This window comes from Chryseobacterium taichungense (genome assembly GCF_900109935.1).
GTDB lineage: Bacteria > Bacteroidota > Bacteroidia > Flavobacteriales > Weeksellaceae > Chryseobacterium > Chryseobacterium taichungense.
The window spans coordinates 336,615-350,960 of record NZ_FOBV01000001.1 but is presented as its reverse complement, the minus strand read 5'-3'; the positions used below and the strand labels follow the sequence as shown (position 1 = coordinate 350,960).

General features: G+C 38.6%; 8 protein-coding genes. 3 read left to right on the top strand and 5 right to left on the bottom strand.

Annotated features, from left to right (window positions below):
* Positions 1-3: 3 nt before the first annotated feature.
* The 3 genes from BMW64_RS01650 (at position 4) to BMW64_RS01635 (ending at position 5,728) form a co-directional block, all read left to right on the top strand.
* On the top strand, positions 4-3,609 hold the full coding sequence (locus BMW64_RS01650) for a DUF6443 domain-containing protein (RefSeq protein WP_089998109.1): 3,606 nt from the start codon (positions 4-6) through the stop codon (positions 3,607-3,609).
* An 8-nt stretch (positions 3,610-3,617) separates the two neighbouring features.
* The gene (locus BMW64_RS01645; protein ID WP_089998108.1) at positions 3,618-3,938 is read left to right on the top strand and encodes a hypothetical protein; all 321 of its coding nucleotides are present in this window, start codon (positions 3,618-3,620) and stop codon (positions 3,936-3,938) included.
* A gap of 1,481 nt (positions 3,939-5,419) precedes the next feature.
* Positions 5,420-5,728: a DUF6520 family protein gene (locus tag BMW64_RS01635; RefSeq protein WP_089998106.1), complete on the top strand. Its 309-nt coding sequence runs from the start codon at positions 5,420-5,422 to the stop codon at positions 5,726-5,728.
* A gap of 48 nt (positions 5,729-5,776) precedes the next feature.
* Here BMW64_RS01635 and BMW64_RS01630 read toward each other — a convergent pair whose 3' ends face one another.
* The 5 genes from BMW64_RS01630 to BMW64_RS01610 all read right to left on the bottom strand — a co-directional run bounded on the left by BMW64_RS01630 (position 5,777) and on the right by BMW64_RS01610 (position 14,245).
* A complete protein-coding gene (locus tag BMW64_RS01630) occupies positions 5,777-7,246 on the bottom strand; it encodes a TlpA family protein disulfide reductase (protein ID WP_177175213.1) in 1,470 nt (489 codons plus the stop codon).
* Between the two features lies 1 nt (position 7,247).
* Complete coding sequence (locus BMW64_RS01625; RefSeq protein WP_089998104.1) at positions 7,248-8,564, bottom strand: RagB/SusD family nutrient uptake outer membrane protein; 1,317 nt, start codon at positions 8,562-8,564, stop codon at positions 7,248-7,250.
* Positions 8,565-8,648: 84 nt separating this feature from the next.
* The gene (locus BMW64_RS01620) at positions 8,649-12,149 is read right to left on the bottom strand and encodes a SusC/RagA family TonB-linked outer membrane protein (RefSeq protein ID WP_177175212.1); all 3,501 of its coding nucleotides are present in this window, start codon (positions 12,147-12,149) and stop codon (positions 8,649-8,651) included.
* 296 nt (positions 12,150-12,445) lie between these two features.
* Positions 12,446-13,594, bottom strand: a complete 1,149-nt coding sequence (locus tag BMW64_RS01615; protein ID WP_089998102.1) for a FecR family protein — start codon at positions 13,592-13,594, stop codon at positions 12,446-12,448.
* Positions 13,595-13,654: 60 nt separating this feature from the next.
* Positions 13,655-14,245, bottom strand: coding sequence for an RNA polymerase sigma factor (locus tag BMW64_RS01610; RefSeq protein WP_089998101.1), 591 nt, complete (start codon positions 14,243-14,245; stop codon positions 13,655-13,657).
* Positions 14,246-14,346: the final 101 nt, after the last annotated feature.

Sequence of the window (14,346 nt, the reverse complement as noted above, 5' to 3'; positions counted from 1 at the left end):
ACCATGAAAAACATATTTTCACTAGTAAGCCTTTTGTTGGGGATTGTTGTTTCTGCACAGACTACCAATCTCTCAACAAGCGAAAACTATATCTACACCAAAAACTGCCTGAATGAAGACTGCAGCAAAAAAACAGAGGCTGTACAATATTCAGACGGATTGGGAAGGCTCAAGCAGACCATCAGCATCAAAAGCTCACCAACAGGAAAAGATATGGCCGTACCTGTTGAATACGACCCATTTGGAAGACAGGTAAAATCTTATCTGCCCATTCCGCAATCGGGAACACAGAACGGTGCCATCTACAGCAATCCGAAGTCCAATGCTTCCCAAACCTACGGCTCGGATCTTTATTTCTATTCCGAATCCGTAATGGAAAATTCACCTGCCGCAAAGCTTCTTTCCGTTACAAAACCAGGAACAGATTATCACGGACATTCCATCAATTACGGATATGAAATGAATACCGCCACTGAGGTGAAGAAATATACCGTGACCAGCACCTCATGGGTGAACAGCGCCACCGACAATGCCATCACCCTGTCTGGAAACTACAGTGCCGGACAGCTGGTGAAAACTTCCGTAACCGATGAAGACGGCCATACAACCACGGAGTTTAAAAACGGAAAAGGACAAACCATTCTTGTACGGAAAGAGAATACGGAAACGTATTATGTCTATAACAAGTATGGACAGCTGGCCTACGTGATTCCTCCCCTGGCGGTGTCACAGGCACTGACTACTACTCTTCTCAACGATCTTTGTTATCAGTACAGATACGACAGCAAAGGAAGGCAGGTAGAAAAAAAGCTTCCGGGGAAAGGTTGGGAATATATCGTCTATGATAAACAGGACCGTGTACTGATGACACAGGATGCCAATATGGGAGCCTCTAAGCAATGGCTTTTCACCAAATACGACAAATTTGGCAGGGCCGTCTATACCGGGATTTTTACCAGCCCGTACAACTATGGAAGTGAGGGCAGACAGGCCGAGCAGAATAACGCCAACAGCGCTGCAACAGCACAGAATGAAAGCAGAAGTGCAAGCGGTTTCGATGCCACCGGTGTGACGGCTTATTACACCAACACTGTATATCCTACGGCGTTTACCAAAATTCTCAGTGTCCATTATTTCGATACCTATCCTGCCGAAAGTCCTGAAAGACCCTCACAGATCTTCTCTAACAGTACCATAGGAGACAATATGGGCGCTGCCGTGAATACCAAAAACCTTCCCACTGCTTCGTATGTAAAGAACATCGAAGATGACAACTGGACCAAAAGCTATATCTGGTACGACAACAAGGCAAGGCCCATCGGTACCCATTCGATTAATTATTTGGGAGGCTTTACCAAAACAGAATCTTCACTGGATTTTGCAGGGGTTGTACTGCAGACCAGAATCACTCATGCCCGACTATCCTCAGATACGCCGAAAACAATCACCCAGGCTTTTGAATATGATGCTCAGAACCGCCTGAAAAAACAGTGGCATCAGGTAGATGGCAATGCGCAGGAGCTGCTCTCTGAGAATACCTATAACGAACTCTCGCAGCTCACCAATAAAAAAGTGGGAAATAATCTGCAGACTGTAGATTACACCTACAACATCAGGGGATCGGTAACCAAAGTAAATGATCCTGCCAGTCTGGGAACTGACCTTTTTGCCTATTCACTTTCTTACTTTGATCCTTCGAATAATTCAACTGGAAAATACAGTGGGAATGTCTCCGAGGTAAGCTGGAAATCGGCAATGGATAATGTGCTGAAAAAATACAGTTACCAGTATGACAACCTGAACAGGCTCACCAAAGGAATCTATGCTGAACCCAATGCTTCTGTACCCGGAAATAATTTTTATAATGAATCGGCTGCTTATGATATTGCCGGAAACATTACATCTCTTCAGAGAAATACAAAAAGTTTTTCCGGCACCGCGGAACTCATTGACAACCTTACTTATACCTATACAGGTAATAAGCTCCTTTCTGTAAATGACGGATCGGGTAACTATGCCGGGTATCCTGATACTTCCGGAACGGCAATCTCTTATGACGCCAATGGAAATATGAAAGATCATATGGATAAAGGAATTTTGCAGATCGATTACAATATCCTTGATTTGCCGGATCTGGTAAAATTTGACAAGACCTACGTACCGAGGTTTACCGGAATGGAACTGGATTATAATGTTAAAACTAAATACCTGTACAGGGCGGACGGCGTAAAGCTTCGAAAGATCTATACCTACGGAACAGGAAAAACAAATCTCGAAGCAAGCACCATTACCGATTATCTTGATGGTTTTCAGTACGAAGAAAATTATACAGGAAGTCTATCAAACCCTGTTTTAAAGTTTGTTCCCACTTCTGAAGGCTATTACGATTTTGAAAAAAATAAGTATATTTACACCTATACAGATCATTTGGGAAATGTACGTCTGAGTTACTCCAGAAATACAACCAGTGGCGGCGCAGAAGTTCTTGAAGAAAACAGCTACTATCCGTTTGGATTACGACATGATACCAATATTCTTTCCGTCAACAATTCTTCCTATAAATACCAATACAATGGGAAAGAATTGCAGACCGAAACCGGATGGAACGACTATGAAGCCAGAATGTACATGTCGGATATCGCTAGATGGGGTGTTATTGATCCATTATCGGAGACTTCCAGAAGGTTTAGTCCTTACAACTATGCTTACGATAACCCCATAAGCTTTGTGGATCCGGATGGAAGAAAGGCGATGGCGGTAGATGAAGGATGGTCATGGAATGTCCCTGTCAGCAGCGGTTGGTTTAACGAAAGAAGAAACTTTGGACATTTTGAAGAGTTTATTAAACTGACTTCAAGTAATGAAAGAGAACGTGGTAGTGCTGGAAGTACCGCTACTGATCCAACCCCAAAGAAAAGCATATGGAAAAGTATTGGGAATTTCTTTAGAAATCTTTTTGGTAGAAAGAAAAGCTCCAATAAAATAGCAGTAGGAATACCCGAAGGATCATTTGATACAGGAACAAGATTATTTGGATTAATTAGAAATGCTAATGTAAATGCCAATGGAGAGAGTCCTTTAGAGCAGTACAGAGGTTGGAGAGATGATCCATTTTATCACGCAGGGGAAAGCTGGCTTGATAAATTTGCCCGAAATGTAAACAGTTCTCATATGGAGATACTGCGGGATGAAGGTAGTGGCGGAAGTTTGATGTGGGGTGGATATGGGAGAATGTCAAATGTCGCGAGTGTTGCAGAAGTGGTAATTGAAGAAACAGCAACAGAAGGTTCTTTTTATTCTATTGCCTTTGAAACTAAGTTGTCCGGTGACCTTTATCCTGGAGGAACCTATTATTCTCATTTCAAAGCTGCTAATACAGCCTTAGAGAGCGGCATGGCACCTGAGGTAATGTCTGAATTAGGGATCACTGTTCCTAAATCATCGACAGGAAGCATACTTGGTAAAAGCCCAACTAATTGGGTTTGGCATCATGGTACAGAGCCGGGAGTAATTCAGCTTGTACCCAAAACCCAACATACAGTTGGTAGTTCTTATTGGGGTACGATGCATCCAGTCGGAAAAGGAGGAATGTCATTGTGGAATAAATAATTATAAATATGAAATTAGTAGCAATTATAAAATCAGTTAGAGAAAATAAAATAGATAAACTATTTTTAGATAATTCAATCAACATTGAATATGATTTAGTAGATATTTATGCAGTTGGCTCTTTAGAGTTGGAAGCTGATTACAGGCTTTTCAATGGAGAAGAGGTACCGGGTACAAGAATATTTGTAAATGAAGGCGTGACATACGAGAACTTATGCCCTTTATCTATGCTTGATGATTTAGTTAATGATTTTGTGAATCAAAATAGCGCGATTTCTAATTCTGATCTTGCACTAAGAATTTTGGAATACATCGAAAATGACGCATAATTATGCTAATAAACCCACCAACAATCGGTGGGTTTATCCAAATGATCTCAATAGCTGATACCTTTACAGCTATTGAGATCATTTGGATAAACAAGAAAAAAGAAGCTTTTTAAGAATGGTATTAATGCGATTCAGTATATTTTAATTGTAAAAATAATTTCAGAAAAGGATGGTGGGAAGCACCTAATTTTAAAGTAATAAACTAGATAAAAATAGAATTAGCAGAACGGTCATTTTTGAAAAGTTCATTCATCCTCATTTTGATCCTCCGGCCTTTGTATTTAGATGGTTTTACGGTTCAATGACTACACGTAGGATTAGTGAGAATGAGATTGTTTTGGGCGAAGACGATACAAAGAAAAGATTCTCTCAGAGATGGTGCAATAAGAATATATATACTGAGCAATATAGCGACGATTTTAAACGTGATGCATATTTTTATTACGATATTCTTTACCGTACCACTGAGTATATAAAATTTATAGAAGAATCTTTTGAACCCACAGATTGTGTCAAAAGTATAAAAAATTAGTACTAATAATCATTTATGATTCATTGAGGCTGTTTGCGTGAGCAGCCTCAATTTTTTTATGCAACTATAAAATCATGATTTTTTCTTTAGATAGTTTCCTCAAATTTTCTTTTTTATTTCATCAAATCCTCAAAGTAAAACGTTCGCTGAAGATTATCAAATTTATCTTATTCAAGATAAAATACTCTTTTGTGAATCCTTATTGTTAAAATGCGCATGTAATAATTGTCAAAAATTAGCAATTTTGATGCGCAAATTGAACAATTTAAGCAATTAAATTACAACTATCTTTTTAGCATCCTTTGTGCAAACAATTTAAATGTTCATTTTTAAAAATTTTACATTCAAAATTGTTGGATATTTTTTTACAATTCAATGACACTGATTATCATACACTTAAATTATAATAGGATTTTATTTTATCATCTTTTTTTACGTGTTAATGGATTCTAATACAGTGTCCGAGCAATCTAATACAGTTTCTAAAGTGTGAATTTGATTTCTAAGACAACAACTTTTTGCTTTTTATATATTGATTCCCATACATTAGCAATAGTGAAAATCATGTTTAAAAGAATTTATTTTACTTGTTACTATTCTAGAAAATGAAGGTCCTTATTCTAGAATGTTAACAACAATATTTTGGAAATCCGCTTATAATGCACTTACATTTGAATGTAATTTAAAGTTTTTCATGATAGCCATTTTATTATTTAGACAGTCACGAGATATTACCCTGATTTCGGATGTTGTCAAAATAATAGGATTTCAATTAGCGACTGTAGGGTCGGTTGCCCATTAAAATCCAGCATCCTTAAAGGTGTGTTCAGATCCAATCTTTTTATTGCGACTGAAAAAGTAGCCCATACTCTTTTCTGACGTATGCCTTTCTCATCGCTATCGAGGGACAGGAGTACCTGTCCAATATAAACCTTTAAAATTTACCAAAATGAAAACATTAAAAACAGCCATTGCAGCGTTACTCATCGTTGCTGGCACAATAGGCGTATTTGCCTTTACAAAATTAGATTCTAAAACAAAAGTTGCTCAAACCTATTGGGTAACGAGTTTAAGTGGCTCTAATTACACCGTATCGACCTCATTACCTGAAGATAATCAGTGTGGTGAAGGCAGCGACCAGCCCTGTCAAATAACTACTACACAGCCCTTATCAGCCGGTAACCAAATCTCAGTTGCAGATGTTATGGATACTTCAAAAACAAGCATCGATAGCAGGCAACCTGATTTTTCTCATTAGCGCTTAGTTATAAGATAGAGGGAGCAATAACGCTCCCTTTATTTATATTTATATTAATGTCTGCAACAATGTTACGAGTTTCCTGTAGTCAAACAATATTTCATTGTTGATGTATAATGTTTTTCCTGACGCATCGATTAAAATAACCGATGGATTGCTAACGATATTATTTTGCAAGATAAAGGGATGATTTTTCCCAATTTCTCCGGTGAATACATTTATAGTATTGGAAGAGAATGATGTGTATAGCCCTGTTTTCAGTGTTTTCTGCCAGATATCATTTTTCCGTTCAACAGATAAGGAAACAATTACAAAATTAGGGTTTTGGGCAAATTTTGTTTTAACTTTCGAGATCACGTTTTTATAAAGCCGTACACATGGAGCACAGCCTGGATTATAGACATCGATCAGGATTACTTTTCCTTTTAGATCATCAAGATTCATTTTTTTTCCTTCACTGTCAATAAAGGAATATCCCATTCCAACACTAGGTGGATAGGGGCTTTTAAGCTTGTTTAATTCCGCAATTCCCTCTCTCGTTTGAAAAAAAGATCCAGCATCCTGCAATAAACTGTCTATGTGCTCCGATTTTTTGTAATTATTAAAATAGTGTATCAACAACCGTTCCCGCGCTTCACCTGAAGTATTTACTTTGATATAGTCATAATACCTGTTTAACACATTTGATTCGGGGTAATAGGTCATTCTTATATCGGTAAATATCTTTTTTTGTGCCTTCTTAATAGCTAACATTGAGTGTAAAAAACCATAATCTTGAGTAACCGGAAAGATGGCTTTAGTGGAATTAAAATAGTTTATCTTACATAAATCGATGAAATCCTCATTACTTTTCATACGCTGCATATAATAATCAGCCATTTCGCTGAATGATTCAGGGCTACTATATTCAATATCTTTTTTCAAAATTGAATATGCCGTTTCCGATAGCTCGTTTTTTTTATTGTTAAGCATATCAACGCGCACTTTTATAAAAGGGTTAACTTCCTGGATATAGATCATGTCAGAGGTAAAAGAACATGATTTGAATTCCTTTAAATAAGGAGCTCGTAAAGATTCATTGTCAAATAAATCTGCCCGAAGCTGGTATTTGGCAGAACCATTTCCCTCAAAAAGGTACTTGCTGCTAATCCCAACCATCTCGGGAGTATTGGAAAGATGCAGCAGAATATCGTCATTTTCTTCCCAAGAAAAGAGTGAAGTAACTGTTCTCTCTTCCCTGAGACGGGTTAAAGGATTATATCGTAACAACTTGATATCCCAATATCCCCGGGAACGGTTAGTGTTGATATGAAATTTAAATATACCGCTATGATCCATGGCTGAGCGAATTTCAGAACTTTTCCTAAGTGTCCACTCGTCAACCAAGCGCAATATAAGCGTATCTTCCTTAACAGCATCTTTGAGATGAACTTTCATAATAAATGAATGCTGTGTATCTTGAGAAAAAGCCCCATCGGTCAAAAAAAACAATGAAAGCGCAAGAAATATAGTCTTCATGTTATCTCTCATTTTGAGTAATATGACTTAGTTGTATCTCATTATTCGGAATAGGCAATACATATTTAGGGCTATTGGGCTCTAATGTGTAGGTCTGGCCATTAACCGTTCGGGTTAAGGTTTTCTCAAAGGCGGTTTCTGTATTTAGGCGTTTAAGATCTTCCCAACGGATATTACTTACTCCCACAAGTTCTTTTCTCCTCTCTTTTAGGATAGTTTTTAAAAGATCAGTGGGAGCGGATAGAGTTAATGGGATAAAGTGACCGGTTTCATATCGATAACTGAGTAATGTATTGAGGTCCTTTAAGGCAAGGTCTGTTTTTTTCATACGAGCATAGCTTTCTGCACGAATAAGATATATTTCATTAGTGGCAATACCACAGAAATTACTGTTTGTTCCTGTATAGCTTCCTCTGTACTTATGTAAGCCGGCCGTATTGGTGAAGTAAAAAAGAGATCTGCGCAAGTCATGATCTGCATATGAATTGTACAATTCATCATTGATGACTCCCAAAGTACTTGAAGATGGCATAACAACGGCATAGCCACCGCCACGGCCATAAAAATTGATTTCAGGATGATCATAGGGATTTGCTGGGAATCTGTATGTTCTTGTTAAATTGGCATAGGTAGAATTGTAATCAAGGAGTAGGTTATTGATTTTCAGGGCTTCATTGGCATAAAACCCGGCTTTGTCATAGTTTCCCATTACTAAATATATCTTCGCAAGTAATCCTAATGCCGCAGCTTTTGAAGGTCTACGATTATTGACCGAAATTTGAGGAAAGAGTGCAACGGCTTTTTCTGTGTCCGTTATCATCTGTGCATAGGTAGCAGCAAGAGAACTTCTTTGTGCGATGACATTGACATCAGAAGTAAGCCTTATCGGTAGCCCAAGATCACTGTCAGAATTGCTGGTATATGCTTTACAGAATAACTGTGCTAAATGATAATAGAACAAAGCCCTGTAAAAATAGGCCTGTCCCTGAATATCATTATATAAAACTTCAGTATTTGCGGACTTGGAGACTTTATTCAAGCCGTCCAGAACAACATTTGATTTTAAAATAACCGCAAAGGGAACATCCCAACAGCTTGTATTATCGCTGCTCCATATTGTTTTATTCCAAATGTAACCGTTTCTGATATCTTCTGTACTCCGAGAATAATCTGCATCGGCTAGTATAAAGTCATCGGTACCCAATTGCCCATAAATGGGGAATGCCGTATGAATGGTATAAAAATAATCAAGGATTGCCTGAAAATCTTTTAAGGTTTCAGGGATTACCATTTCCTTCTGACGTTTTGCATCCAACATTCGTTCTGCTTTTCACAGGAAGATATGGTAAGTAACATAAAAGTCGCTATAACGATATAAAGTATTTTTTTCATGGTAACTTTTTTATAGAGTGAGGTTTAATCCAAAAGCCAAGCTGAATGGAGCCGAAAATATTGTGTTGGTTAATGAGCTGTATGCATCCGGATCTATATTATGTTTATTCTTTCTCCATAGGATGCCAAGGTTGGAGGCATACGCGTAAAGCTGGAAATTTTGCAGCTTCATTCTTTTTATAAAACTGTTATTTATCAGATACGAAAACCGGACATCCTGAAGGCGAATGTGCGAGGCACTTTCTACCAATACCGAAGAATATTGATAGAATTGTGCACGCTGGCTGTTATCGGGATAGATCACTGAGGGGACACTCGTAATTAACTCATCACCCGGTTTCTGCCAGCGTTGTTCGTAATCACTGTTTTGACGTCCCTGAAGTATTGAAGTATAATTTAAAGAGGTTGATGTTCTCCTAAAATAATGCCCAAACTTAAAGGTGATATTAGCGGAGAGGCTAAAATTTTTGAAAGAAAACTCATTGCGTAAGGCTCCAAAAGAACTGGGGCGGAAAGAACCGTGATAGATCAGGCTGTCAGGCTGATAATTATTGATTATTGCTGTATAATCTTTGCTTGCAACTCCGTTTAAATTTCCTAATGGATCACCAGTTGCAGGATCTAAACCTTTCCACTCATAAGAAAACAGTCCGTACATAGACTTTCCTACCACCAACGATCTGTCTAATAATATGGATGATGATGTCGGTTTCACATCGTAAGAAGTAAGCTTATCTTTCAAATGGCTATATAGCAAGGTTGTTTTCCATAAGAATTTTCCTCTGGTATTAATACTGTTCAGGGTTAAATCTATACCTTGTGTCCTAACGTTGGCATAATTTCCCGTAAAAGAAGTGAAGCCTGTTTGAGAGGCAATAGGTGTAGGCTGTAAAAGATCGATCCCCTCTTTTCTATACCATTCCAAAGTTCCTGAAATAACATTGGCCTTGGTAGCAAAATCCAATCCTACATTGATGTTTTTTATTTTTTCCCATTTTAGTTCAGGATTGGGTGCGGAAATAATGGTAGCAGGCAAAAAAGGTGATTCCGGGTAAATAGGCAGATAACGTGCAGTCAACTGAGCGGGGGTATTGCCAATATTTCCATTGTATCCGAAAGTTCCCCTTATTTTTAAGAGTGTAAACAGGGGCATATCATAAAATTCTTCTTTAGCTACATTCCAGCCGATTCCAGTTGACCAGAGCGGAGTGAATCTATTGTTTACGTTGGCACCGAATAAGTTCGATCCATCCTTTCTCGCACTGAAATTTAAAGTGTATCGATCCGAATAGCAGTAGGCGAGATTGGTATAGTAGGAAATGAACCTGTCCAGGTTTCCATAGACATCCCCGGTCGGTGCCGGAATATAAGAGGCTCCACCGGGATTGGTTGGGAAGGCATCCGAATAGTTCAGGTTGGGAACACCGGTTCCAAACTGATCATCATATCCATAAGAAGTGCGGCTCCATCCTTCAACATTGATTTCCCTTACCTCCGCCCCTAATATTCCCGTAACAGTATGGACACCAAATTTTCGGTCATAGTTGAGCTGTCCTCTGAAATTGTTTACATTCCAGTTGTAGGTGTTCATATTTAATACAGCTCCTTGTGGGAAAATAAACTTTGTTGACATTGTTTGCTGATTATATTGAGCAAAAGTATTGACCATATTCCGGACATAATAACTTTCAGGGGACTGGTAGTTTCTGCCGTTAATAACCTGGTTTTGGTGTTGATAAAGAATATTAACCTTCAAAGGATCAGAAATTTTATATTCGAGATTAAACCGTAAGGTAAGATCTGAAATAGCTCTTGTTGCATCCGCAAGCAAAAACTCCTGAAAAGGTTTGTAGTTCCAGTCTTTAAATCCCTTGGATTCAAGCGATTTCTTATAAGCATCTGTTGTTCCTCTTGCTATTGACAAAGGGTTCCCCTGATCATCAGCCAACTGTGCATATGGAAATAGCCCTGTATAATTCCCGCTGAGACTCACTAATTGACCGTAAAGGTTTTCATTAAATTCATTTTTTATGGTGCTTTTGCTGTACAACAGATTGGAGCTAAGTGTAAGGCCTTTTATAAGGCGGGCGATATGACCCAATGTTAAGGTACTGCGACTGTCTTTTTTACCGATAAAGTTTCCCCGATTATTATCCTGACCTGCGGACAAAAAGAATGAATGTTTATCATTTCCTCCATTAATGGAAAGGTGATATTGCCTGTTGACCTGCGTTTGATATATATACTTGTCATAATCACTTCTGATGTCGCGGTCACGATATAGGATAAGTTGTTTTTCAAGCTCTTGATCCGAAATAATATTTTCCCGGTGTTTTGACAAGAGCTCAACAACGGGTGAGACAGGCGGAAAGGTTACTGTATTGGAAAGATCCTGATCAAAATATTTATTATCAAACAACCGCTTTTCAATATCAATATAGTCTTGTGATGATATGTAACGGTCATTGTTAAAAAGATCTGGTTTTGAGATAACATTTAAATTGGTCGAAAAACTAATCTTTACAGGCGTGTTATATTTCCCTTTTTTAGTATTGATAACAATAACCCCGTTACCTGCTTTAGCTCCCCAGATACTTGCAGCAGCGGCATCCTTTAACACAGTAACACTTTCTATATCATTGGGATTGATAGCAGAAAGATTTCCTTCATAGGGGAAGTTATCAATCACGATCAGTGGATCTGTTGCTGCATTAATGGTATTTTCTCCACGAATATTGATTCCTAAATTCTTTCCTGCTCCCGTTGGTGTATTGATCGGTGTGTTATATGCCAATCCGTTAAATATAAGCCCACTGGTCACACCGTCCAACCGGTCCAGTATGTTGGTCGAAACTTTCCTGTTAAACAGAGAACTGTCAATCACAACAAAACTTCCTGTAGCCCGTTCTTTCGGCAAGGATTGGTATCCGGTATTTACCACGACATCCACAAACCCCAAAGTTGCCCGATTTTGAGCTAGAATAACCTGTGTAGTATGCGGTGTGGTAACTTCTTTTGTTTCGTATCCAATAAAGGATATAATTATTATGGAATCCCTGTAGCGGGTGGGTATTTCAAAATACCCGTCCTTATCAGTTATATATTGTAACCCAGTATTTTTTATCGTTATGGATGACCCTGATAAGGGTTGCACTTTATCATTTAACACACGCCCCTGTATAGTTTGCTGGTTGATGGATTCTTTTAATCCTTTTTCTTCAGGTTCTTTAGTAGGTTTAACCTCTTTTTCTCTGATCATAATAGTACCATTGCTTATATCATAGGTCAGTGGCTGTCCCTTGAAAATTTCTGTCAGTGCTTTTTCAAGACTGGTAGCTGAAAGGCTTACCGTTACGGGGTTGGATCTTTCCAGTATTGCTGCATTAAATGCAAAATCATATCCTTTGCTTTGTTTGCGCAGCTGCTTGATCACATTGACCAGTTTTTCTTTTTTTACCGTTAATGTGATCTGCTGAGCGTAGCTCCTGTTTGACAGGAAAAAACAAAACATTGCCAGCAATACAATAAGATATTTTATTCTGCGTGGTATTGAAAAAGAAACCTTATTGTAACTGGGTACAGTATGACATTTCCTTTTGTTGTTGATTATCATTCTTGATCATAAATTAGATACAGGCACCATACATTAGGTCAGCGTTCTTATTGCCTTACTGCTGAGTAATGCTTATGTTTGTATCGTTGGTACATAAATTAGTTAGTTGTCAGACACTTTTTTTAACCGACACCCGCCGGAGCTGCTCTAACAGCTCCGGCATTTTTCTGGTGCCCGGTAAACATATGAAACACTTATTTTTTTACGATCACCCTCCTTTCTTCGATTTTAAAGGCAAGACCGGTTACACGCTCTAATATGTTGAGTACTTCGGAAAGTTTATGTTTGCGGGTAATTTCAGCATATATGTACTGCTGGGACAATCCAGGCGGATATTCAAATGTAACATCATACCATCTTTCCAAAACATTGAATACTTGATCAAGTGCCATATTGTTGAAAACAAATTCGCCCTTCATCCATGAAAGATAATCGTCAGGTTGGACATCCTGTACTTTAAAGGCTTCTTTTCCCAGTTCAGACTGCTGTCCGGGTGCAAGAAATACTTCTTTGACATTTTCTGAACGCAGGCTTACCTTACCCTCGATCAGGGTGGTGACCGGTTTTTCTGCCGGATAGGCAGACACGTTGAACTTTGTTCCCAGCACTAGAATTTGCTGACCGGTACTTTTTACACGAAACGGCTTTGCAGCATTATGGGCAACTTCAAAATAGGCTTCTCCCTGTAGCTCCACAAGTCTCTCTTTAGCGGTAAACTGCGAAGGGTAAGTCAGTGATGTGGCGGCATTCAGAACGGATTTTGTGCCATCTGGAAGTGTAATGCGATATTGTCTTCCTTTGGGGGTCACTAAAGTGACACTGACCGAGGCTTTTTCGGAAACAATGATAACACCATTGTCATACTGAATACCATTTTCGTTTATCCTGATCCCGCTTTGCGCTGTATCAAGCTCGTAGCTGCTGCCATCGGACAATATCATTTTTGGTTTTAAGATTCCGGAAATCACATCATCACCGTATTGTGAAGTGATCTGATGCCCATCTGATATATTTCGGATTGATATCATCCAGTAACCTCCTAAACTTAAAAATATTATCAGTGAGGCGGCAGCATACCAAATAAGCCGTGTTTTCTTTTTGCGAGGTTTGTTATATCGATCAAGAACACGCTTAAGGGCTGCATCCGAATCATAGGTCTGCATTTGATCGAAAAGATTATCTTTTTCAGTCTCTGCAAGGAACTGATAAACATTCCTGTATTCAGGATGCTGATCCAGCGTACGGTTCATCAATTCCTCTTCTTTTTCTGAAAGTTCACTATGGAGCTTTTTGGCGACCAGCTCGCCTATTCGTATCGCATCGCATTCTTCTTTATAATCCATGTATGTTTACTGCTTGGTATCAACCAAACGACACGGATGACAAAAAGAATGACAGGAAAACTAAAAAAGATCAGAAAAATAGAATAAAAGCAAAAATCCAAAGTTTTCTTTAGACAAGATCCGTTTAAGCTTACTGACTCCGCGCTGTTTATGGGTTTTAACAGTATTGATGGATATGTCGAGCTTATCGGCAGCCTCCTGATTGCTCATGCTGTCCAGATAGGTAAGTTTCATCACCTTTGCAGTTTGAGCGGGCAGGCTTTCCAGTGCATTGTATAGGATACGTTTTGCCTCGGTTTCCATGATATAGACAAGATAACTGGCCTGTGGTTCATTATTCATTTCCATATAAGCGGTATGTCTGATATTCTCCCTTGCCTTTGTTTTAAGCAGGTCAAGGCAGGAATGCTTGATAGCCCTGTATAGATACGCTTTGAGATGAATAAAATCATTGAAAAGTATTTTTGATTCCAATAGCTTTAAAAATACATCGTTTGCAATATCTTCTGCATACTGCTGTCCGACATATTTTTCAGCAAACAGGCACATGCTGTGGTAATACGTTGTGAAAACAAGACTAAAAGCTGATGTGTCCCCATTCCGCAGTTTTAACAGCAGTTCTCTTTCGTCGATTGGAATACGGGGCTTCATAACGGTATATAGCGATTGGTGCAATAAAGGTAAACAATCCTTCTTAAAAAGGAAGAATCATTTTTAAGAAGCATCATTGATATGTCAGTTATAGGGGTCAA